Origin of the sequence: Enterobacter cloacae complex sp. P12RS (assembly GCF_014895875.1) — a bacterium.
Taxonomy (GTDB): Bacteria; Pseudomonadota; Gammaproteobacteria; order Enterobacterales; family Enterobacteriaceae; genus Enterobacter; species Enterobacter bugandensis.
Genome location: NZ_JADBQO010000007.1, coordinates 452,621 through 473,779, shown reverse-complemented (window position 1 = coordinate 473,779; position 21,159 = coordinate 452,621). Strand labels below are relative to the sequence as shown.

The window sequence follows — 21,159 nt, the reverse complement described above, 5'->3', positions numbered from 1 at the left end:
GCCCGTGAATGCGCTCGCTTATGCCAGAAAACAGCAAAAAGATGACAAACTTAAGACAGGTTACCCGTCCGCAGGTGGTGGTGCTGGCGTATGACGGGCTATGTACCTTTGAGTTTGGCGTGGCGGTTGAGATTTTTGGCCTGCCGCGTCCGGAGCTGGGCGACGACTGGTATCGTTTTGCGGTGGCGAGCGTGGATAGCGGCGAACTGCGGGCGACCGGCGGGATCCGCATCGTTACCGATGGGGACTTGAACCTGCTTGCGTCGGCGGACCTGATCTTGGTTCCCGGCTGGCGGGGGCTGGACTCACCGGTTCCTCCGGCGCTCTGCGAGGCGCTGCGCCAGGCCAGCGCGCGCGGATGTCAGCTGCTGTCCATCTGCTCGGGCGTGTTCGTGCTGGCCGCTACGGGGCTGCTGAACGGACGTAAAGCCACGACGCACTGGCGCTACATTGACGCGCTTAAGGTTCGCTACCCTGACATCGAGGTGGTTGAGGATGTGCTCTACCAGGACGAGGGCGATATCCTGACCTCCGCGGGCAGCGCGGCGGGAATCGATCTCTGTCTGCACGTCGTCCGGCGGGACTATGGCATGGAAACCGCCAACAGCGTGGCGCGTCGGCTGGTGATCCCCCCTCACCGGGATGGTTCACAGCCGCAGCAGCTGAGCCGCCCGGTGGCGCAGCTGCGTGAGAGCCAGCGCCTGGGCCAGCTGTTTGATTTTCTGCACACGCACCTTGTCGAGCCGCACAGCGTCGACTCGCTGGCGCGTCGGGTCGGCATGAGCCAGCGCACCTTTCTTCGTCGCTTCGAGGCGGCAACGGGCACGACGCCTGCTCGCTGGCTGCTTAATGAACGCCTTCTGAGAGCAAAAGATTATCTGGAGAGCAGCCGTTTAAGCATCGACAGCATCGCGGAACAGACCGGGTTTGGTCAGGCGTCGACGCTGCGTCATCATTTTCGTCAGCAGTTCGCGCTTTCCCCGGCTCAGTATCGCAAACAATTTTCACGTTCTGATACTCCCCGCTAGCGGCAAAAGCGCAAAAAAAAACCGCCATTATCTGGCGGTAAATGCTTGCATGGATAGATTTGTATTTTGGTCTCTACGTCCCCGACGCTCCATGGTCGGGCAGCGGATCTCATACAAACTAACACTGGCTGTCTCAACGAAAGCTAAACAGCCTGATTAACTCGCGCTGGTGTTGATTTGCAAATAGCGCATCAGGCCCTGCTCAGCGCTCTGCCTGGCATCATCGTTAAGGGCCTCAAGATAAAACGATCGCGATACGCCATAGGGAGCCTTTTCAGAGGGATATACCGCAAACTGGAATGTTTTTCCCCGTGCCGGATGGGTGCAGTCTAATTCCCAGCGCTGTTCATTTACTCTTTTACTAGTGCAGGCTACGCGTCCATAGTCGCTGGTTAAATAGGAACCAACGCGAATTTCAGCGGACTGAATATATTCTGGTTCGTCATTACCTGCATAACGAATCGCTGCAACGGCACCTACCGCAACAGCCAGAAGCGAAAACGCTATTATTTTTTTCATTTATGAATGACCCATTCCTTAGCCAGAGATTCACTATTATATAGGATTTATCCTTAAAGCGAACATCCAACTATGGACCAGAAATAGGAGGTTTACAAAAACGCACATATATTTTAAGAAAAATCCTAATCGGTATTATGAACCCACGTTATTTGACATTTTCTTTGCGCTATTTTGAAATTTTGAATAATAACCCTAAACAATAATTGGCATGATTTCCCCGCGCTGTTCTTATTCGGTGAATTTATGTTCAAAAAAGGGCTATCTTTTATCATGCTTATTTGTGCCCTCTTTTCTGGCCAACTGATGGCCGGGCACAAAGGGCATGAATATGTTTGGGTAAAGAATGTGGAGCATCAGCTGCGGCATGAGGCCGACAGTGACGAGTTACGCAGTGTAGCGGAAGAGTCAGCGGAGGGTTTGCGCGAACACCACCTGTGGCAGAAATCGCGCAAACCGGACACGCACGTAAGGTAATTAACTGCCCTTGCGTTTCGGAAGGGTTTTCATCAGATCGTCCGGGCTCACGGACGCAACGATGCTGCCCGGCGGTGGCATTTTGAAAATGTGGTTTTTCATTTTGCCGATAACATGCATTTCGCAAGGACGGCAGTCAAACTTCAGGGTCAGGACTTCGTCACCGTTGACCAGCTGCATGGGGGTGGCCTTCCAGCTTTTAATATTCCCTTTCGCCTGTTTCGGGCACAGGTTAAAAGCAAAGCGCAGGCAGTGCTTGGTGATCATCACCGGCACATCGCCCTTCTCTTCGTGCGCTTCATAGGCCGCGTCGATAAGCTGCACGCCGTGGCGATGATAAAATTCACGCGCTTTATGGTTGTAAACGTTGGCCAGGAACGATAAATGGGTGTCCGGATACACAGGCGCAGGAACGGATTCAGCCTTACGGCTGCCGCGCGGATACTGCGCCAGGCGTGCGGCATCCAGCATCTCTGCCGTTTCGCGGCGGAACTGGTTCAGCAGGCTGTTCGGCACGAACAGCGCGTCCGGCAGATTAACCTCGATGGCGCGCGCGTAGTAAATCGTCTGGCCCAGTTTCGCTACGCCGTCCTTCAGGCTGTTAAGCGCTTTATCCGCGTTGTTTGCCACCTCGAACAGGCCATCAAGGGTATGCGTTACGCTGATGCCGTCTTCGCAGGTCATGGTCAGGATCAGCTGCTCTTGCCAGCCGCCCAGCTCAATGTCCACCGCGATGCGACGCTCGCTGGAGGTTTTCAGCAACGCCTGCTGCCAGTTATGATCCAGGTTACGGTTGAGCGGCGCGTTCGGCCTTGCCTTGTAGAGATCGGCAGGCATTTCATTCGGCCAGACGCGGTAGCGGTTCTCGCCGGTTTTTTCGACCGTGTTGGCGCGGAAGCCCACCACTTCACGCTTAATCATCACGTTCAGGCCGTCGCCGTTCGCCAGCGGCTCGGTCACTTCAACGTCCAGGTGATCTTTCGCCACTTTCAACACTTCACCGACCGGTAAACCGATAAACTTCGGTGAGTCAAACGCGCCGATATCCCCTTTGCGGGCGTTCACGAAATAGTCCGTGCTGCCGCGGTGGAAGGTTTTGTCCGTTGACGGAATAAAGAAATGTTCGGTACGACCAGCCGAGGCGCGCGCCAGGTCACCGCGATCTTCGATGATGGCGTCCAGCATCTGGCGATAGTGCGCGGTGATGTTCTTCACGTAACTCATATCTTTGTAGCGCCCTTCAATCTTAAAGGAACGCACGCCCGCGTCGATCAGCGCGCCCAGGTTGGCGGTCTGATCGTTATCCTTCATGGAAAGCAGGTGTTTTTCGAACGCCACCACGCGACCCTGGTCGTCTTTCAGGGTATACGGCAGACGGCAGGCCTGCGAGCAGTCGCCGCGGTTGGCGCTGCGGCCCGTCTGGGCGTGGGAAATGTTGCACTGGCCGGAATAGGCCACGCACAGCGCGCCGTGGATAAAGAATTCGATCGTCGCGTCGGTTGCCTGGTGAATATCGCGGATCTGACTGAGGTTCAGCTCGCGCGCCAGAACGATCTGCGAAAAGCCCACGTCTGAGAGAAACTTCGCCTTCTCAACCGTGCGGATATCGCACTGGGTGCTGGCATGCAGTTCGATAGGCGGAATATCCAGCTCAAGCACGCCCATATCCTGAACAATCAGGGCATCGACGCCGGTCTGGTAGAGATCGGTAATCAGACGCTGCGCGGGCTCCAGCTCATCATCATGAAGAATGGTGTTCAGGGTCACGAACACTTTCGCCCCGAAACGGTGGGCGAACGGCACCAGATCGGCAATATCGCGCAGGCTGTTGCTGGCGTTATGGCGGGCACCGAAGCCAGGGCCGCCGATATAGACGGCGTCAGCGCCATGAAGGATCGCTTCACGGGCAATGGCGGCGTCGCGGGCCGGGCTTAAAAGTTCAAGATGATGGGATTGCAGGCGCATACTTCGTCGTTATCCGTTATGGTCAAAATGGCGGCTATTGTAGTCAGAAGTATGCGCCAGCGAAACAGTTTTGCGTAGCCTCAGCGGGGATAATGGATCAGAGAGTGAAAATGCACCGGCCTGTCGCTGCTGTTGCGGTAGGCGTGCGGTTTATCGCCGGCAAAACGGACGCCAGAATCGGCATGCACCGTCTGCCACTCGTCGTTGATGTTCATCTCCAGCTCGCCGCTGATGACCACCACATGTTCAATCACGCCAGCCTCATGCGGCGTGGACTCGCTCAGGGCACCCGGTGCCAGCGTGATGGAGAAATGATCGAACCGGAGCGTCTCATCCCAGGGAAAGAGCGGTTTGACCACCATCGCCTGCTGCTGTGAATCAAACACAGCTGGCCTGTCCGCCTCTGGCGTAATGAAAGCGGAAAACGGGACGTTCAGCCCGGTGGCAATTTTCCACAGCGTCGACACCGTCGGGCTGGACTCATTGCGCTCGATTTGCCCGAGCATCGCTTTCGACACGCCCGTTTCGTCCGCCAGCTTCGATAAACTCCAGCCGCGCGCCTGGCGCAGCGTTTTCAGCGTTGCTGCAAGATGTTGTGTAATGTCCATGCTCCCTCCTGATGGCCCTGAGCATACCACTTGTACGCTATAGCGCACAGTGTTACCTTATCGCGGACGTTATAACGCACAGCGGAGTTTCTATGCGCCCTACCTCTCATCTCGTTCCAGTCGTACTGGCTGGATTTGTCGCCGTTCTGGTCGGTTACGCCAGTTCGGCAGCTATCATCTGGCAGGCCGCCGCAGCGGCAGGCGCCAGCGCGCAGCAGATTGCGGGCTGGATGACCGCGCTGGGGGTTGGGATGGGCGTCAGCACGCTGGCGCTCTCCTGGTGGTATAAAGCTCCGGTGCTGACCGCCTGGTCTACGCCCGGCGCGGCGCTACTCGCCACCAGCCTGCACGGCGTGACGCTGGCCGAGACAATCGGCGTGTTTATCTTCGCCAACGCGCTCATTTTACTCTGCGGCATTACCGGGCTTTTCGCCCGCCTGATGAAGCTGATCCCACACTCACTGGCTGCGGCCATGCTGGCAGGTGTACTCCTGCAGTTTGGGCTGCATGCGTTTGCCCATCTGGACGGGCACTTTCTGCTGTGCGGCAGCATGATTGCCGCGTGGCTGCTGGCGAAAGCGCTGGCACCGCGCTATGCGATCGTCGTTACGCTGCTGGTGGGCGGGATCGTGGCGTGGGCGGGAGGTGACGTTGTCACGGATAAAATCACCATTTCCTTCGTGACACCTGAGTTTATTGCGCCCACGTTCACCTTCACCAGCCTGGTGAGCATCGGCTTGCCCTTCTTCCTGGTGACCATGGCCTCGCAAAATGCGCCCGGTTTCGCGACCATGAAAGCGTCCGGCTATCCGCTGGCGGTCTCACCGCTCATTATTTTTACGGGCGGGCTGGCGCTGCTGCTATCCCCCTTCGGCGTCTTTTCCATCTGCATAGCCGCCATTACCGCCGCTATCTGTCAAAGCCCGGATGCCCACCCCGATGCCGGTAAACGCTGGCTGGCGGCTATCGCCGCGGGCGGGTTTTATCTGCTGGCGGGAGTGTTCGGCGGATCCATCACCGGGATAATGGCTGCGCTGCCGCTCAGCTGGATCCAGACGCTGGCCGGTCTGGCGCTGCTGGGTACCATCAGCGGGAGTTTATATCAGGCGCTGAATCATGAAGCGGAGCGCGACGCGGCTATCGTCACGTTTCTGATGACCGCAAGCGGCGTCACGATCCTGGGCATCGGCTCGGCATTCTGGGGGCTGGTGCTGGGCGGCGTAAGCTATGCCCTGTTTTCACGCGCTCGCCGCGCGCAGCTGTGACGGCGTGATGCCCATGACGCTGCGAAAACGGTTACTGAAGTGGCTGGCGGAGTTAAACCCGCAGGCCAGCGCGATATCCGTCAGCGGCGTCGAGGTATGCTGCACCAGGTTTTTCGCTTTTTCCATGCGCCGTTGCATAACGTACTGATGCGGCGCCAGCCCCGTCGACTGGCGGAACATGCGGGCAAAATGGTATTCGCTGAGTGCGGCCTGCGCCGCCAGATCGGCCAGCGTCAGGGGTTGTCCGAGGTTTTCTTCAATAAAAGCCAGCACGTTGCGCAGAACAAACGGCGATAGCCCGCCAGTAACGACCGGGAGCTTCCACTGAACGTTGGCGTAGTTTTGCAGCAGGTGGGTCAACAGCAGCGTAGAGGCCGTGCTCAGGGTGAGCTGGTTGGCCTGCTGCTGCCAGTCGCAGCCGAGCAGAAACTGGCGGTACAGCGCGGTAATTTTCGGGTCGCTGCCAAAAATGCGCTCGTCCAGAGTCAGCGACAGGGGCCGCTTGTCCCAGATTTTTTCGCCCACATCGCGCAGGTGTTCATCGGTGCAGTAGAGATGGACAAACGACAGGTCATCGCGGATGTCCCACGTCGATTCGCTCTCTTTCGGCATCAGACAGAAACGGTCCGGTCCCCCGCCGTTCTTCCAGCCGCCCGGCGTCTTTTGATAGCTCTCGTAACCGTCGGCGACGTACAGACTAAGGGTATGATGATTGCTTTTAACCGTTATCGTATCGTGCTTGTTGTACCACGCCGCCAGCTGAATGCCGGAATTGAGCGCGACCGTTTCCCGCAGGACCGCATTCTGCTGGCGAAGCGTTTCAAAGGTATCGTAAGCGTAAGACATAACCGTTAGCGCGTTATTGAGTGAACTGTCAGTCTAAGAACTGTTGTCCCCCGTTGCCAGCCCCCGGAAAAGAAAAAAGCGCAAGATTTTGCAAGTCTACCGCAAGCCGGTGAAAGCCCCAGAGCGATGACAGCGCCATACTGCGGGCTTCCGTGGTTTGAGAAGAGAAAAAATATGAACGCGTTATTATACGGACTGGTGGTGATCATCTGGGGAACCACCTGGATTGCCATTTTCCTGCAGCAGGGTCCCGTACCCGCCCCCGTCTCTATTTTCTGGCGTTTCGCGGTGGCCAGCGCCACGATGATGGTGGTGTTACTTGCCCTGCGCCGGCTGCGCAAGCTGGCGCTGCGGGATCATCTGTTCTGCATGCTTCAGGGATGCTGCGTCTTCTGCTTTAACTTCTGGTGTTTTTATACCGCGGCGGCACACATCAACACCGGGCTGGAATCGGTGATCTTCTCCATGGCGGTGCTCTACAACGCTATTAACTGTTTTATTTTCTTTGGACAGCGCCCGCCCGCGCGTTTCTGGACGGCGGCGGCGCTGGGTCTTGTGGGGATCGTGACCCTTTTCTGGGACGACCTGCTGGCCAGCGGCTGGAGCGTATCGCTCCTGACGGGCATTGGCCTTTCCGCCCTCGGCACGTACGGCTTCTCGCTGGGCAATATGATCAGCATGCGCCATCAGCGCAGAGGTCTGGAAACCATGACCACCAACGCCTGGGCTATGCTTTACGGCACGCTGGTGATGGGGTGTATTGCGCTCTTCAGAGGCGACAGTTTTACTCCGGAATGGACGGTCACCTACATGGGCGCGCTGCTCTATCTGGCCCTCTTCGGCTCGGTGATTGCCTTTGGCGCCTACTTCACGCTGGTGGGACGTATCGGCCCCGGGAAAGCGGCCTACAGTACGCTTCTCTTCCCGCTGGTGGCGCTCTCTATCTCAACGGTGTATGAAGGCTACGTCTGGCACATCAACGGTATCGTCGGTTTGCTGCTGATTCTGGGCGGGAATATGGTGATGTTCACGAAACCAGAGACCTGGTTCAGGCGCCTGCGTACGGCGTAAAAAAAACGGCCTGCGCAATGCAGGCCGCTTAACATTATTTCGCTGTTTTATGCACGTCAAACATGGTGGCGTCTGTCGCCATGTCGTCAACAACCTGCTTCAGCGTCGCAAAGGTCATCGGCGTACTTTCGTTATTCAGCTCTTTACCTTCACCTTTACGTACCACCTTCATCACCGGTTTATTGGTGGCCGCGTCGATCAGCTCACCTTCAAAGTAGAGATGGGTATCCATGGTGCGATGGCCGGTAGCCATCTGCGTACCTGCTACCACCAGCGCGACCGGCACCACTTCATAGAACTGCAGGCCTTCTTTCTGCGAACTCACCCCGGTGATAGCACCGCGGAAAATCAGGCTGTGTTTACCCGGCGTGGTCACAATCGGCTTACGGGTACCAATAGCCGTTTTCATTTTGTTATTGGTGTAATCCAGCAGCTCATCAAGGGTTTGTTTCCCGATCTGAGTCGTCGGTTTTGGCGTTGGATAATAGGTGATTGGCGTCCAGATAATGCTGTCATAGTTGGCTTCGTTATAGGAAGGGTCAACCCAACGCAGCGTTGGTTTACCCGTTGCAGACGTCGTCTGCTGCAAGCCGGAATAATCTTTTAAAAAGCCTGAATATTGTTCTGGAGCCGCGACTTTTGAAGAACAGCCCGCCACTGCCAATAAACCCGTAAGCACTGCAACTTTAAAAAAAGTTTGAGTACGCATGATAGTTTTCCATGTAATCTGCAAGTATGCATTTGAAGTTATAGCAAAAGTTCGGTGGGTCTGTTGTGACAAAAAATGACGTGGGGAGCACAAATTGCGAAAAGAGTGCCCGGCAGCGTACCGGGCAGAGAAAATTACTGATTAATATCCACCTGCCAGAACAAATGTTTGCCAAACGGATCGATTTCGTAACCTGTCACCTCTTTGCGCACCGGTTCAAAGATCGTTGAATGCGCAATCATGACCGCCGGCATCTGGTCATGCATGATCTGCTGCGCCTCTTTATACAGCGCCACGCGCTTGTCGCGATCGGTGGTTGATTTTGCCTCCGCGATAATTTTATCAAACGGCTTATAGCACCACTTCGCCGAATTCGAACCGCCGTTGGCCGAGGTGCAGGTAAACAGCGGGCCAAAGAAGTTATCCGGGTCGCCCGTTGCGGTCGTCCAGCCCATCAGGGCAGCCTGATGTTCACCGTCCTTCACGCGCTTGAGATATTCGCCCCATTCGTAGGTGACAATTTTGGTCTGCACCCCCACCTTCGCCCAGTCAGCCTGAATCATCTCCGCCATCCGCCTGGCGTTCGGGTTATAGGGCCGCTGGACGGGCATCGCCCACAGGTCAATACTCATGCCGCCGGCTAAACCGGCCTCTTTCAGCAACGCTTTCGCTTTTTCAGGATCGTAATCGTAATCCTTCAGCTCGCTGTCAGCGCTCCAGACGCCCGGCGGCAGCAGATTTTTGGCCGCCGTTCCGGTACCGTGGAACACCGCGTCAATAATGGCCGGTTTGTTGATGGCCATCGCCAGCGCCTGACGGACCTTCACGTTATCCAGCGGCGGTTTTTGGGTATTAAACGCCAGGAAACCCGTGTTCAGCCCGGCCTTGCTCATCAGCGTAATATCTTTATTAGCCTTCATACGCGGCAGATCCGCCGGGTTCGGGAACGGCATCACCTGGCATTCGTTTTTCTCAATTTTGGCAAAACGCACGGAGGGATCCGGGGTGATGGTAAAGACCAGCCTGTCCAGCTTTGATTTCCCCTGCCAGTAGTCGGCAAACGCCGTAAACAGAATGCGGGAATCCTTCTGATACTGCGCCAGCTTAAACGGCCCGGTGCCAATGGGCTGCATATCCACCTTCTCCGGCGTGCCCGCTTTCAACATTGCATCGGCATACTCCGCGGAGAGGATCGAGGCAAAATACCATGCCAGATCCGCAACAAACGGCGCTTCAGGGTGCGCCAGGGTAAATCGCACCGTGTGGTCATCGACTTTATCAATAGCGGTAATCAGGCTGCCAAACTCCAGGCTTTCGAAGTTGGAATAGCTGCCGTTAGAGACGTTGTGATAGGGATGGTTCACGTCCTTCTGGCGCATAAACGAGAAGATCACGTCATCGGCGTTAAAATCGCGGGTCGGCGTGAAGAATTTATTGCTCTGAAACTTCACCCCTTTACGCAGATGGAAGGTATAAACCTTGCCGTCGTCGCTCACCTCCCAGCGCTCTGCCAGGCTCGGCACCAGCTCCGTGGTGCCGGGTTTGAAATCGACCAGCCGGTTGTAGACCGGCACTGCGCTGGCATCCACGCTGGTGCCCGATGTGTATAACTGGGGATTAAAGTTTTCCGGTGACCCTTCGGAGCAATACACCAGCGTTTTCGCGGCTACGGTGGAACTGACCGTGAGCGCAGCGAGTGCCAGCGTTAACGTTGTGCGTTTGCTTGTCATCATTTATTCCTGTCTTTTTAATTCGACGGCTAATTAATTCTTTTGCCATTTCATAAATAACATTAAAGTGAAGTGGCAAACACCCGAAAAATAAATAAGGAAGAAAACACTATGGGCTCGCCGCTTTCCAGACAATTAACGCACCGTTTTTTCCGCTATCTTGCGATTACCAGCCAGAGCGATCCGAAAGTAAAAACTCTGCCCTCGACGCCGGGCCAGCACGACATGGCGCGAGAGCTGGCGCAGGAGCTGGCGCAGCTGGGTTTAGACGACATCGTGATTGACGAATTCGCGACCGTGACGGCAGTGAAAAAAGGCAACGTGCCCGGTGCGCCGCGCATCGGCTTTATTACCCACATTGATACGGTAGACGTCGGTTTATCACCGAATATTCATCCGCAAATATTAACGTTTAATGGTGAAGATCTCTGTCTGAATAAGGAAAAAGACATCTGGCTGCGCGTGAACGAGCACCCGGAAATTCTGGCTTATCCGAATGAGGAGATTATTTTCAGCGACGGTACCAGCGTATTGGGCGCAGACAATAAAGCGGCGGTGACGGTGGTAATGACCGTACTGGAAAACCTCACCGCTGAGCATCAGCATGGCGACATTGTGGTCGCGTTTGTGCCCGACGAAGAGATTGGCCTGAACGGCGCCAAGGCGTTGGATCTGAAACGCTTCGACGTGGACTTTGCCTGGACCATCGACTGCTGTGAGCTGGGAGAAATTGTTTACGAGAATTTTAACGCGGCAGCGGCAGAGATCCACTTCACCGGCGTGACGGCGCACCCGATGTCCGCCAAAGGGGTACTGGTGAACCCGTTATTGATGGCGACCGACTTCATCAGCCATTTCGACCGCCAGCAAACCCCGGAGTGCACCGAGGGCCGCGAGGGCTATATCTGGTTTAACGGCATTCAGGCCGGACAGAACGACGCCGTGCTAAAGGCTAATATTCGCGATTTTGATAAAACCAGCTTTGACGCCCGCAAGCAGCAGATTGCGGACGTCGCCGCGCTGATTGCCGCCCAACACCCGACGGCGAAGGTCGACTATCGCATTGAAGATACCTACAGCAACATCAGCAATGCGATTGGTGAAGACCGGCGCGCCATCGACCTGATGTTTGAGGCGATGGAATCGCTCGGCATCACCCCAAAACCGATCCCTATGCGCGGCGGCACGGACGGTGCGGCGCTGTCGGCAAAAGGGCTACTCACCCCGAACTTCTTCACCGGCGCGCATAATTTCCACTCGAAGTTTGAGTTCCTGCCGCTGTCGTCGTTCGAGGCGTCTTACAAGACTGCCCTGCAGATCTGCCTGCTGGCCGCCCGTTAAGCGGGCTTGCGCGCCAGCATGGTGGCAAAGCGCAGCTTGATGCGGTTGCCGTTTTCATCGGTGCGGTGCAGTTCGCCAACCTCTTCGTTGTATTTGAGCAGTTCCCAGCCTTCGTAGTAGCTGCTCAGCTCACCGCTTTTGAACGCAAACGGGAAGCCCACGGTGCACGGGTAATCCGCCGTGTCCATCGCGGCAACGATCAGGTTGTAGCCGCCGGGTTTGGTGCAGCGCTGCATGTTGGCGATAAGGCCCGGAATGGTTTTCGCCTCCAGGAACATCAGCACCACGGTGGAAAGAATAAAGTCGTACTCGCCGTCAAAGCTCAGGCTGTTAAGATCTTTGACGGCAGTGTGCAGATTCTCAATTCCTTCTGCCGCCTTGATACGCTCAATGTTATCAACGCTCATCGGGTTTTTATCCCAGGCGGTCACCTCGTGGCCGTTGGCCGCCAGGTAAAGGCTGTTGCGGCCATTTCCGCAGCCCAGATCCAATGTCTTTCCGGGCTTTACGATCCCGGCGCTGTACAGCACCTCTGAATGCGTACGGGTTAAGCCATATTTCTCTGTGAAGTAATTTTCATCGACAGCCATTATTTTTCCTCAGATTGCATAAGCAGTGCCTTATCAGTGCGCACCAGAAGTTTGCCCTGAATCAGCAGAATAAACGTACGGACCAACAGCATCCCAATGATGAGATTGGTAAAGATAAACAGTGGCACGGCAATGGCGTGGAAGAATCCAGACGAACTGCCGTGACCCAGATGCAGCCCGGTGGTAGCCAGAGCCGACACGCCAAACGAGAAACTCCAGAAGGAGGCGTTAAACGGCTGAGACACATACCACGGCAGCAGGCGCAGCATAAAGAGCAACTGCAACAGGCCGTAGCCGAACAGCATTTTGGCGAAGGTGTCGGCTTCCCCACCGTTGACGCTAAACCAGGCGCTGCACGCCACCAGCGCGGGCGCCAGCTGAATGCCTAAAGCGGTGCGCTGCGCGGTGGGAAGCTCCCCGGCGCTGCGAAGACGCTGGAGGATCACCGGCTCCAGGCTGAGCCAGGAAAAGACGCCCGCGCCGAGAAAAACGAGCCCTGCATCGTTGAACCCCAGAGCACCGCACGCCATCGCGCTGATGAAATTATTCGCCACCGTCGGCAGATACAATCCGGGCGTGGTGGCCTCCTGCGGGTGCCTGCCTCGCCAGAGCCCGGCGCTTTGCCAGGCGGAATAAGCAAGCTGTAACACCACGCCCACGCCGAAAAGCGCCAGCGATACCGGGCGGAACCAGGGCACAAAACCGATGGCGACCAGCATGGTGGTGGCCGGAAAAAGGCTGACGAAGCTGCTCATCACCGGATGGCGCATCTCTGCCAGCACGCTGTGCGGGAAACGGATCGCACGGGTAATAAACGCCGTCGTCAGTAAAAACCAGCAGGCAACTGCGAGAGCGACCAGAATCTCACCCGGCCAGCGCGTCACCGGCCACAGGGTGCTGGCGTATCGCCAGGCGAAACCCATGCCGATGATGCCCAGCACCATGCCAAAATAGCCTGCGGGAAGGTTAAGCGCCTGTTCAGGTTTGTTTAATTTATCCATTAATTTGAATTTTTAAAATGTATTTTAAATGCCATTTTAAGGGGTTTCAGCAACGGATGCCAGCACAACGGAAAGCCAAAAGTTTGCTACGTTTAGTGAAGACGCATATCAGGGACCCCACGATGAATAAGTATCGGCTCAGCGATGAAACCCGGCTCTGGCAATGGAAAAATGGCGAAACATCCCACTCAACGACGCTGCGGCAGATTATCGCTACGGTGGACTTTAACGATGTGAAGGCCGGCACGAAAGGCGGCTGGATTGACGATGAGCGCGCCCTTGCGCAGGACGGAGACTGCTGGATCTACGATGAAAACAGCGTGGTATTCGCTGGCGCAACCGTGTCCGGCAACGCGCGCCTGACCCTGCCGTGCACCGTCAGCCATGACGCGCATATCGGCGATAACTGCTGGCTTGACGCCGCAGAGGTCAGCCACGGGGCGCGAATAAGTGACAACGTCACAATTCAGCACTCCTGCGTGCGGGGTGAGTGCCATCTTTACGGCGACGCGCGCGTCCTACACAACAGCGTCATCATTGCCGCTAAAGGCCTCACGCCGGACCACGACCAGATCCTGCAAATCTACGGCAAGGCGACGGTAAGCCGATCGCGCATTGTGCATCAGGCACAAATATACGGCGAGGCGATGGTGAATAACGCGTTTGTTGAGCACCGCGCCGAAGTGTTCGACTGCGCGATCCTCGAAGGTAACGAACTCAACAACGTCTGGGTGTGCGACTGCGCCAAAGTGTACGGCAACGCCCGCGTAATAGCCGGTTTCGACGATGACGCCATCCCTACCGTGCGCTACAGCTCTCAGATTGCCGAGAACGCCGTGGTGGAAGGAAACTGCATCATCAAGCACCACGTCCTGATCGGCGGTCAGGCATGGCTGCGCGGCGGGCCGATCATGCTGGATGATAAAGTGGTGATTCAGGGACGCGCGCGGATCAGCGGCGACGTGCTGATTGAGCATCGGGTAGAAATCACCGACGATGCGGTGATAGAGGCCTTTGCTGGTGAGAGCATTCACCTGCGCGGTGAAAAGGTGATCAACGGCGACCAGCGCATCACCCGCACGCCGCTGCTGGGGGCGCTATAGGGTATAAATTTTGCCGTAGATGTTCACATCGTCATAGGCGCCATTGAGGTATTCCGCTTCACGCAGGCACCCTTCCAGCGTAAAACCGTTGCGCAGGGCCACGCTGTTGCTGTGCTGATTCGCCACCCGACACTTGATCACAAATCGGCGGATCTCACCGCGCTCAGCGTAGTAGCGCATAAACGCCTGCAGCGACTGCGAGAGGATCCCCTGCCCCTGGTGCGCTTCATCCAGCCAGTAGCCGATGTACGCGGCTTTGTTGGCAGGCTCAATCGCATTAAACGACAGTACGCCGACCAGCGCATCCTCCCTGAAGATCAAAAACATTTTGGCGTAGCCGCGCTGGTGCAGCAACTGGTTACTCTGCACGTTGCGTCGGGTATCGTCCTCGCTGCCCACGTGCTGCGCCCAGTCAAAGGCGGTTTGCAGATAGGCTCTGTTTTTGACGACGAGGTTATGCAGTTCGGCGGTGTAACGCTCTTCGACGGCGCGAAGCTCGAGCGCGTCAGATACGGGAATAGTTTCGGATTGTGTTGCGGTCATTGCCCCTCACCCTAACCCTCTCCCACAGGGAGAGGGAATCGATCGTTAACGCATTACCCGGTCATCAACGTAATGACGTTTATCTGGCGCTGGCGGGAAATACTGATACAGCCAGGTTTCGCTGATGGCATCGCCCTGGCAGCGCAGGAACAGGCGCATATCCACCGGCTCCGTCGAATCCGACGTTGGGTACCAGTCAAACAGAATGCGATACCCGTCAAACGGCTCAACATAAAGGATCTCAACCTGCTTCGCTTCACCGCTGGAGAGCGTAATCACCGGCTCGATGCCCTTCGGCGCGGCGGCCTTCAGGTCACCGCCGACGAAATCAATCGCAAAGCGGCGGGCCCACACTTTCGGATAGTGTTCGCCCGGCGCCCAGCCCTCAGGGAAGCCGCCCATGCCGGTGCGGGTCGCGTAAACGTTGGCCAGCGGGGAACGCACCGGCGGCTGCGCGCTCCAGTAGAGACGATATTTAAAGTCCAGCTCGTCGCCAGCTTTCACCGGTTTTTCCGGCTGCCAGAAGCAGACCACGTTATCCAGCGTTTCACCGGTGGTTGGGATCTCCATCAGCGCGATAGATCCTTTCCCCCAGTCATTGCGCGGCTCAACCCACAGGCTCGGGCGCTTGTTATACCAGCCCATCACGTCCTGATAGTGGGAGAAATCGCGATCGAGCTGCAGCAGGCCGAACCCTTTCGGGTTTTTGTCCAGATAGGCATTAAACTGCAGCTTCTGCGGGTTATTGAGCGGACGGCAGATCCACTCCCCGTTGCCGCGCCACATTGCCAGGCGGTCGGAGTCGTGGATTTGCGGGTGAATGGTGTCGCACATGCGGCGTTCGTTGTTGCCACAGCTGAACATGCTGGTCATCGGCGCGATGCCCAGCTGCTTAATGTCCTTACGCGCGTAGAGATGGTTTTCCACCTCCATGATCACCTGGCTCTTCTCGCAGTGGATCACGAATTTATAGGCACCGGTGACGCTCGGGCTGTCCAGCAGCGTATAGACGGTAAAGGTGGTATCGCCAGGCTTGACGGTTTCAAACCAGAAGGAGGTGAAGTCCGGGAACTCTTCCGGGGTGTCGGTAAAGGTATCTACCGCCAGACCGCGCGCGGAAAGCCCGTACTGGTAGGTATCGTCCACCGCGCGGAAATAGCTCGCCCCGAGGAAAGAGACAATATCGCGGCGCGCCAGCTCAGGCGCTTTAAAGGCGCGGAAGCCCGCAAAGCCGAGATCGCTTTGCCCTTCCAGCTGTTTGGTATCGACACCCGTGTCACCGTAGCTGAACAGCTCAGGGCGGAAATGGATCTCGCGCGCCATAGAGGTAGACTGGTCCAGCGAGAACATCCGCACGCGGCGGCGGAACCCCATTCCCATATGGAAGAACTGCACGTCCAGCTGACGCCCTTCAATGTTGTTCCACAGAGACTGTTTTTCATCGTAGCGGATGGCGTTATACGCCTGCGGCGTCATGGTCGCCAGCGTCTCCGGCAGCGGACGCGGCGCGCCACCCCACGGGGTTTTCGCCAGGTCATGCGCCATGGATTGCAGTACGGAGAAGTCAAACCGACGGCTCTGACCGTCAGCGATGTCAGAGTCAGCCGCATATGCCGCTTTGGAAAACAGGGAAGCAAGGCCGGAGGTGCCGCTCAGGGCTGCCACAGCCAGCGAGCCTTTTAGAAAACGTCTGCGATTCATGCCTGGAAAAACGTCCTTATGGTCGTGTGAATGTGTTTCGCGCTCGGCGAAATGACGGCAAGAAAGAACGCACAGCCTAAACAAAAATGGTTAAGAATCCAATTGTTGGCCGGTGATTATCTGAACAAAGTGAGAAATATTTTCTGTCGACCAGAACGGCCCGAAAGTGGTGTAAAGAAAGCCTGGAAAATGTGTAGAAAAATGCCCCGTCAGGACATCAGCTGACGGGGCCAATGAGGCGGTTATTTTACGCTGACATCGATACCCGGGAAGTACTTATCAGCGAGTTTGGCGATCGTGCCGTCGGCACGTACTTTATCAATGGCGGCATCAAGCTGCTTTTTGGTGGCCTCGTCACCTTTGCGCAACCCAAAGCCGATCCCACTGCCGAGGATAGTGTCGTCAGACACCGGTTTGCCGATGAAGCCAAACCCTTTTCCCTGCGGCTTGCTGAGGAAACCCGCCTGCCCGGCCGCGGACATGACCAGCGAGGCATCAATGCGGCCATTCAGCAGGTCACCCCAGGCCATATTCTGATCTTTATACGACACCACGGTGACACCCTGCTTTTCCCAGTGCTCTTTGGCATAGGTTTCCTGAATCGACCCCTGCAGCACGCCGATGGTTTTCCCCTTCAGCCCTTCAGGCGTTGCTTCGACCGCCGTACCGGCCTTGCCCACCAGCTGAGACGGAATGCGGTAGATCGGCTGGGTAAAATCGATGCTCTTGCGGCGCTGTTCGGTGATATTCATCGCCGAATTGATGGCGTCAAACTTCTTCGCCACCAGCCCCGGGATCAGCGCGTCAAACGAGGTTTCGACCCAGCTGCACTTCAGCGCTGCCGCTTTGCAGATGGCATTTCCCAGCTCAACGTCAAACCCTTCCAGTTCGCCTGCCGCATTACGGCTTTCAAACGGCGGATATTCCGCTTCCAGACCGTAGCGCAGCTCGGTGGCCGCGAAGGAGGAAAAGGTACACAGCAATCCCATGCCGACAACTAACGCGCGTAATTTCATTTCATACTCCTTAGCGTGGTTTAACCCGACACAGGGCTTGAGCACCTGCCCGTAACGTCGCCTCATCTTTCGCAAAAGAGAGACGAATCAATTTATTATCCGTGCCGTCGGCATAAAACGCCGACAGCGGAATGGTGGCAACACCGTACTCAACAATCAGCCGCTTCACCAGCTCGCTGTCGCGCTCGTCGCTGAACTGGCTGTAGTCCGCCAGCATAAAGAACGACCCGGCGCTCGGCAGCAGGGTAAACGGCGAATCGGCCAGCAGGCCGTGCAGCAGATCGCGCTTACGCTGGTAAAACGCCGACAGCGACAGCCAGGTTTGCGGATCGGTCATGTGTTCTGCAAACGCGTATTGCATTGGCGTATCGGCAGAGAACATCAAAAATTGATGGACTTTACATATCTCGTCCATCAGCTCTGCTGGCGCCACACAATAACCCACGCGCCAGCCGGTGACGTGATAGGTTTTTCCGAAAGAAGAAATAATCACGCTACGCTCCGCCAGCTGCGGGTGCGTGGCCATCCCGTGGTGCGGTTCCCCATCAAACACGACGTGTTCATACACTTCGTCAGACAAAATAATGATGTCGGTATTGCGCGTCAGCGCCGCCAGATGCTGCAGGTCATTAGCGGAGAAGACCTGGCCGCTCGGGTTGTGCGGCGTATTGATGATGATCATGCGCGTGCGCGGGGTGATTGCCGCACGGACCTCATCCCAGTTGACGGCAAAATCCGGCACCGTGAGCTTGATGGCGACAGGCGTTGCCCCCTGCAGACGAACAATCGGCGCGTAGCTGTCAAACGACGGCTCAAAGTAGATCACCTCATCGCCAGGGTGCACCAGCCCGCTTATCGCCGAATAGAGCCCTTCGCTGGCGCTGGCGGTGACCAGCACCTCGCTGGCAGGGTTATACTGCGTGCCGTAGAGCGCGGCAATCTTATCGGCGATGCGTTCTTTGAGCGGCTGCAGGCCGGTCATCGACGCATACTGGTTATGCCCTGCCTCCATCGCGCGGGTAACGCCGGCGATCAGCTTCGGGTCGCAGGAAAAATTCGGTGCCCCCTGAGAAAGGTTGATGGCGTTATGCTGGGCCGAAAGCTGGCCGATAACGGTAAAAATGGTGGTCCCCACGTCTGGCAGCTTGGAGCGCGTTTGCACCGGCGTTCGTAAAGTCATCCTCTTACCCTTCTCATGGATATTGCATAACTATTCAAACAATAACTCCGTTGCCGGGACAATCGAATTGTTGTCATAATAGCCATGAGAAAAATGCATAGCTGAGGTGTTTCAATGTCACGCCGTTCGCTCCCGCTCAATGCCATCGACGCATTTTTAGTCACCGCGCGTCATCTGAATCTTACCCATGCCGCCGCGGAACTCTGCCTGACGCAGGGGGCCGTGAGCCGTAAGATTGCCTCCCTTGAAGCCTGGTTTGGTTTTCCGCTGTTTGAGCGCCACGCGCGCGGGTTGCGTCTCTCCCCTCAGGGCAGCGCCCTGCTTCCCGAACTGCAGTCCTCCTTCGAACAACTGCTGAACGTGGCCGACCAGGCCCGCAGCCAGCATACGGTGATTCGCCTCAAGGCCCCCACCTGCGCGATGCGCTGGCTGGTGCCGCGCCTGCTGGAAGTGGAGCGCGAGCAGCCGGATCTGCAGATCGCGCTCACCACCACGACCGATCATAACGTCAATTTCAAAACCGAATCTTACGATGCCGCCATCGTCTTCGGCACGCACATGAGCGCAGGCGATCTGCTGTTCGAAGAGGCGCTGACGCCGGTGTTCAGCCCCGTGCGAGCGGGTGCCGCGCTGGGTTCGCTTACGTTTCTTCATCCGACAAGGGATAAGACAGACTGGTCACTGTGGCTGGCGAATCAGGAAGGTCCGGGCTTTGCTATGCACAAAAATCAACACTTCGATACGATGGATCTCGCCATTACCGCCGCCATTCAGGGGCTGGGCGTAGCCATTGCCGACGAAACGCTGGTGGCAGAAGATATCCGCGCCGGAAGGCTAATGCGGCCCTATGAGACCAGCATTAAAACCGGCGCGAGCTACCGGCTGGTGCTGCGCGAAACGCCTTGTCAGGAGAATAGTCTGGCGGCGTTTCGCGCCTGTTTGCTTAATCGAGGCTGACGTGGTGCTTCATCACGCGCTTGAAGAGGCTCATGCGGGCGCGCATAAAGCGGTTTTCAAGCCTGAAACCTGCATGTTTATTCACACCAATACGTAACAGCACGTCCCGCCCTTTGCGGCAGGCGGGCCAGCGCGTCGGCCCGTGAAGGCTGTCATGCGTTCCGGCATCGCGCGCAAAGCTCACCCAGTAATCAGCCACCTGGGCGGCAAACGCCAGATCCCGTTCGTTAACGTACTGGCGCGAAGGCTCCACCTGCCCGAGGGTATCGAACGCGTACGGCACCTCATTGCCGTGCCAGGCACCGTTGATATAGGTGGCGTGTTCCGCTTCGGCCACATAGTCAAACCAGTAGCGCCAGCAAAGCCCGCCGACGCGCTGCTGGGCCTGCATCACCACGTAGCCCATAGTGGTGAAGGCCATGTCGCGGCACACCTGCCTGCCGAGCTCCTCGTCGCCCTTCACGCCCGGATAAAGCAGCTTGATGAGCCCCAGCCCGAAGCGGCGCTCCCGGCGAAGCTTCTGGATCTGCCCGGCGAGATCGACACCAAACACCGCCATCACGCTGGCTTCATCGCTGTTGGAGCCAATCATCACCGGCACGGGATGCTGGCGGGCGGCGAAAAAGACGTCCAGCATCGCCTCCGGCAAAACGCAATCCCCAACGATAGGGGCCGGAGCGAGGTTCAGCGGCGAGGTCAGCGGCCAGAACGCCTCAGGCGGGATCGCGCGCAGCTGCTCTGCCGTCGCATTTTCCAGCCCGAAGTGGGCGGCCAGCGCTTCCCCTTTGTGCAGGGCCTGCGCGCGCGGCGTATCCGGCAAAGTGTACCCGCTTTGCACTATCGCCTTATGGAATAGTCCTTTCGCCAGCGGCGAGGCCAGCAGCGACAGCACGCTGCGCGCGCCGGCGGATTCACCAAACAGGGTCACGTTATTCGGGTCGCCACCAAACGCGGCAATATTATCCCGCACCCATTCGAGCGCGGCGATCTGGTCCAGCAGGGCAAAATTATGCACCACCCGCTCCTCTTCACCTTCCAGAGCGGGATGGGCGAAGAAGCCGAGATGGCCGAGACGGTAGTTAATCGTGACGACAACCACCACGCGGGATGCCAGGGCCTTGCCGTTATACGGCGGCAGGCTTCCGGCGCCGATCGTAAACCCGCCGCCGTGCAGCCAAACCATGACCGGCAGCGGCCCGGTACGGTCGATAGGGGACCAGACGTTCAGATAGAGGCAGTCTTCAGAAAACTGGCCGGGATCGCCCCCGCCCAACTCCTGACAATATTCACTGCTTTGCCAGCTTGAGGGCGAAAAGTTGGTAGCTGCACGCACGCCATCCCAGCGTTCCGGCGGCCGGGGTGAGCGCCAGCGCCAGTCGCCAACGGGCGGTGCGGCATAGGGAATACCGCGCCAGAGGTGAACGTTTTCATCGGTTAAACCAGACAGTGCGCCCTGGCGCGTTTTAACCACAGGGGCGGAAGGATTTTGCATAACGACCTTATTTTTTC

At 57.1% G+C, this 21,159-nt stretch carries 20 protein-coding genes; 7 read left to right on the top strand and 13 right to left on the bottom strand.

Translation table 11 applies throughout. The annotated features are described in order from the left end of the window. The first annotated feature begins 20 nt into the window (after positions 1 to 20). A complete protein-coding gene (gene ftrA / locus IM284_RS05170) occupies positions 21 to 1,028 on the top strand; it encodes a transcriptional regulator FtrA (RefSeq protein WP_193055742.1) in 1,008 nt (335 codons plus the stop codon). A 156-nt stretch (positions 1,029 to 1,184) separates the two neighbouring features. On the opposite strand, the gene IM284_RS05165 is transcribed toward ftrA, so the two are convergent. Beyond that, positions 1,185 to 1,547, bottom strand: a complete 363-nt coding sequence (locus tag IM284_RS05165; RefSeq protein ID WP_045260501.1) for a hypothetical protein — start codon at positions 1,545 to 1,547, stop codon at positions 1,185 to 1,187. Between the two features lie 246 nt (positions 1,548 to 1,793). Here IM284_RS05165 and IM284_RS05160 point away from each other — a divergent pair, with 246 nt between their 5' ends. After that, entirely contained in the window at positions 1,794 to 2,024 is a 231-nt protein-coding gene (locus IM284_RS05160; protein ID WP_047368536.1) for a DUF2554 family protein, read from the top strand. On the opposite strand, the gene IM284_RS05155 is transcribed toward IM284_RS05160, so the two are convergent. Together IM284_RS05155 and IM284_RS05150 are read right to left on the bottom strand one after the other, a co-directional pair. Beyond that, positions 2,025 to 3,989 carry a U32 family peptidase gene (locus IM284_RS05155; RefSeq protein WP_047368535.1) on the bottom strand — a complete coding sequence of 655 codons (1,965 nt, stop codon included), beginning with the start codon at positions 3,987 to 3,989 and terminating at the stop codon, positions 2,025 to 2,027. A gap of 80 nt (positions 3,990 to 4,069) precedes the next feature. Next, positions 4,070 to 4,597: a helix-turn-helix domain-containing protein gene (locus tag IM284_RS05150; protein ID WP_045260498.1), complete on the bottom strand. Its 528-nt coding sequence runs from the start codon at positions 4,595 to 4,597 to the stop codon at positions 4,070 to 4,072. 92 nt (positions 4,598 to 4,689) lie between these two features. Between IM284_RS05150 and IM284_RS05145 the strand changes: the two genes are divergently transcribed. Further along, the gene (locus tag IM284_RS05145; protein WP_047368534.1) at positions 4,690 to 5,862 is read left to right on the top strand and encodes a benzoate/H(+) symporter BenE family transporter; all 1,173 of its coding nucleotides are present in this window, start codon (positions 4,690 to 4,692) and stop codon (positions 5,860 to 5,862) included. Here IM284_RS05145 and IM284_RS05140 read toward each other — a convergent pair. Beyond that, positions 5,836 to 6,708, bottom strand: a complete 873-nt coding sequence (locus IM284_RS05140; protein WP_028013121.1) for a helix-turn-helix transcriptional regulator — start codon at positions 6,706 to 6,708, stop codon at positions 5,836 to 5,838. The two genes, IM284_RS05145 and IM284_RS05140, sit on opposite strands and share 27 nt — an antisense overlap. A 174-nt stretch (positions 6,709 to 6,882) precedes the next feature. Here IM284_RS05140 and IM284_RS05135 point away from each other — a divergent pair, with 174 nt between their 5' ends. After that, positions 6,883 to 7,779, top strand: coding sequence for a DMT family transporter (locus tag IM284_RS05135; RefSeq protein ID WP_047368533.1), 897 nt, complete (start codon positions 6,883 to 6,885; stop codon positions 7,777 to 7,779). 34 nt (positions 7,780 to 7,813) lie between these two features. Here the strand turns inward: IM284_RS05135 and IM284_RS05130 are convergent, their stop codons facing one another. Together IM284_RS05130 and IM284_RS05125 are read right to left on the bottom strand one after the other, a co-directional pair. Then, positions 7,814 to 8,488, bottom strand: a complete 675-nt coding sequence (locus IM284_RS05130) for a DUF3313 domain-containing protein (protein ID WP_047368532.1) — start codon at positions 8,486 to 8,488, stop codon at positions 7,814 to 7,816. A gap of 134 nt (positions 8,489 to 8,622) precedes the next feature. Next, on the bottom strand, positions 8,623 to 10,218 hold the full coding sequence (locus IM284_RS05125; RefSeq protein ID WP_047368531.1) for an ABC transporter substrate-binding protein: 1,596 nt from the start codon (positions 10,216 to 10,218) through the stop codon (positions 8,623 to 8,625). Positions 10,219 to 10,329: 111 nt separating this feature from the next. Between IM284_RS05125 and pepT the strand changes: the two genes are divergently transcribed. Continuing rightward, positions 10,330 to 11,559, top strand: a complete 1,230-nt coding sequence (gene pepT / locus IM284_RS05120; protein ID WP_047368530.1) for a peptidase T — start codon at positions 10,330 to 10,332, stop codon at positions 11,557 to 11,559. Here pepT and tehB read toward each other — a convergent pair. Continuing rightward, the gene (gene tehB / locus IM284_RS05115) at positions 11,556 to 12,149 is read right to left on the bottom strand and encodes a tellurite resistance methyltransferase TehB (protein ID WP_028013116.1); all 594 of its coding nucleotides are present in this window, start codon (positions 12,147 to 12,149) and stop codon (positions 11,556 to 11,558) included. The genes pepT and tehB overlap by 4 nt on opposite strands. After that, positions 12,149 to 13,150 carry a dicarboxylate transporter/tellurite-resistance protein TehA gene (tehA, locus tag IM284_RS05110; RefSeq protein WP_041910036.1) on the bottom strand — a complete coding sequence of 334 codons (1,002 nt, stop codon included), beginning with the start codon at positions 13,148 to 13,150 and terminating at the stop codon, positions 12,149 to 12,151. The genes tehB and tehA overlap by 1 nt, the downstream gene beginning before the upstream one ends. A 122-nt stretch (positions 13,151 to 13,272) precedes the next feature. Between tehA and ydcK the strand changes: the two genes are divergently transcribed. Further along, positions 13,273 to 14,253, top strand: coding sequence for a YdcK family protein (ydcK, locus tag IM284_RS05105; RefSeq protein ID WP_041910038.1), 981 nt, complete (start codon positions 13,273 to 13,275; stop codon positions 14,251 to 14,253). Here the strand turns inward: ydcK and rimL are convergent. The 4 genes from rimL to IM284_RS05085 all read right to left on the bottom strand — a co-directional run bounded on the left by rimL (position 14,248) and on the right by IM284_RS05085 (position 18,693). Next, the gene (rimL, locus tag IM284_RS05100) at positions 14,248 to 14,796 is read right to left on the bottom strand and encodes a 50S ribosomal protein L7/L12-serine acetyltransferase (RefSeq protein WP_047368529.1); all 549 of its coding nucleotides are present in this window, start codon (positions 14,794 to 14,796) and stop codon (positions 14,248 to 14,250) included. The genes ydcK and rimL overlap by 6 nt on opposite strands. A gap of 45 nt (positions 14,797 to 14,841) precedes the next feature. Beyond that, positions 14,842 to 16,497, bottom strand: coding sequence for a glucan biosynthesis protein D (locus IM284_RS05095; RefSeq protein WP_045260490.1), 1,656 nt, complete (start codon positions 16,495 to 16,497; stop codon positions 14,842 to 14,844). Positions 16,498 to 16,739: 242 nt separating this feature from the next. After that, positions 16,740 to 17,513 carry a transporter substrate-binding domain-containing protein gene (locus IM284_RS05090; RefSeq protein WP_025756391.1) on the bottom strand — a complete coding sequence of 258 codons (774 nt, stop codon included), beginning with the start codon at positions 17,511 to 17,513 and terminating at the stop codon, positions 16,740 to 16,742. A gap of 10 nt (positions 17,514 to 17,523) precedes the next feature. Then, positions 17,524 to 18,693, bottom strand: coding sequence for a pyridoxal phosphate-dependent aminotransferase (locus tag IM284_RS05085; RefSeq protein ID WP_047368528.1), 1,170 nt, complete (start codon positions 18,691 to 18,693; stop codon positions 17,524 to 17,526). Positions 18,694 to 18,807: 114 nt separating this feature from the next. On the opposite strand from IM284_RS05085, the gene IM284_RS05080 reads away from it, so the two are divergent. Then, positions 18,808 to 19,650 carry a LysR family transcriptional regulator gene (locus IM284_RS05080; protein ID WP_047368527.1) on the top strand — a complete coding sequence of 281 codons (843 nt, stop codon included), beginning with the start codon at positions 18,808 to 18,810 and terminating at the stop codon, positions 19,648 to 19,650. On the opposite strand, the gene IM284_RS05075 is transcribed toward IM284_RS05080, so the two are convergent. Next, a complete protein-coding gene (locus IM284_RS05075) occupies positions 19,637 to 21,142 on the bottom strand; it encodes a carboxylesterase/lipase family protein (protein WP_047368526.1) in 1,506 nt (501 codons plus the stop codon). The two genes, IM284_RS05080 and IM284_RS05075, sit on opposite strands and share 14 nt — an antisense overlap. Between the last annotated feature and the right edge of the window lie 17 nt (positions 21,143 to 21,159).

Coding starts and splice junctions, on each gene's coding strand:
- ftrA (WP_193055742.1), top strand. CDS start 21: ATGCCAGAAAACAGCAAAAAGATGACAAACTTAAGACAGGTTACCCGT.
- IM284_RS05165 (WP_045260501.1), bottom strand. CDS start 1,547: ATGAAAAAAATAATAGCGTTTTCGCTTCTGGCTGTTGCGGTAGGTGCC.
- IM284_RS05160 (WP_047368536.1), top strand. CDS start 1,794: ATGTTCAAAAAAGGGCTATCTTTTATCATGCTTATTTGTGCCCTCTTT.
- IM284_RS05155 (WP_047368535.1), bottom strand. CDS start 3,989: ATGCGCCTGCAATCCCATCATCTTGAACTTTTAAGCCCGGCCCGCGAC.
- IM284_RS05150 (WP_045260498.1), bottom strand. CDS start 4,597: ATGGACATTACACAACATCTTGCAGCAACGCTGAAAACGCTGCGCCAG.
- IM284_RS05145 (WP_047368534.1), top strand. CDS start 4,690: ATGCGCCCTACCTCTCATCTCGTTCCAGTCGTACTGGCTGGATTTGTC.
- IM284_RS05140 (WP_028013121.1), bottom strand. CDS start 6,708: ATGTCTTACGCTTACGATACCTTTGAAACGCTTCGCCAGCAGAATGCG.
- IM284_RS05135 (WP_047368533.1), top strand. CDS start 6,883: ATGAACGCGTTATTATACGGACTGGTGGTGATCATCTGGGGAACCACC.
- IM284_RS05130 (WP_047368532.1), bottom strand. CDS start 8,488: ATGCGTACTCAAACTTTTTTTAAAGTTGCAGTGCTTACGGGTTTATTG.
- IM284_RS05125 (WP_047368531.1), bottom strand. CDS start 10,218: ATGACAAGCAAACGCACAACGTTAACGCTGGCACTCGCTGCGCTCACG.
- pepT (WP_047368530.1), top strand. CDS start 10,330: ATGGGCTCGCCGCTTTCCAGACAATTAACGCACCGTTTTTTCCGCTAT.
- tehB (WP_028013116.1), bottom strand. CDS start 12,149: ATGGCTGTCGATGAAAATTACTTCACAGAGAAATATGGCTTAACCCGT.
- tehA (WP_041910036.1), bottom strand. CDS start 13,150: ATGGATAAATTAAACAAACCTGAACAGGCGCTTAACCTTCCCGCAGGC.
- ydcK (WP_041910038.1), top strand. CDS start 13,273: ATGAATAAGTATCGGCTCAGCGATGAAACCCGGCTCTGGCAATGGAAA.
- rimL (WP_047368529.1), bottom strand. CDS start 14,796: ATGACCGCAACACAATCCGAAACTATTCCCGTATCTGACGCGCTCGAG.
- IM284_RS05095 (WP_045260490.1), bottom strand. CDS start 16,497: ATGAATCGCAGACGTTTTCTAAAAGGCTCGCTGGCTGTGGCAGCCCTG.
- IM284_RS05090 (WP_025756391.1), bottom strand. CDS start 17,513: ATGAAATTACGCGCGTTAGTTGTCGGCATGGGATTGCTGTGTACCTTT.
- IM284_RS05085 (WP_047368528.1), bottom strand. CDS start 18,693: ATGACTTTACGAACGCCGGTGCAAACGCGCTCCAAGCTGCCAGACGTG.
- IM284_RS05080 (WP_047368527.1), top strand. CDS start 18,808: ATGTCACGCCGTTCGCTCCCGCTCAATGCCATCGACGCATTTTTAGTC.
- IM284_RS05075 (WP_047368526.1), bottom strand. CDS start 21,142: ATGCAAAATCCTTCCGCCCCTGTGGTTAAAACGCGCCAGGGCGCACTG.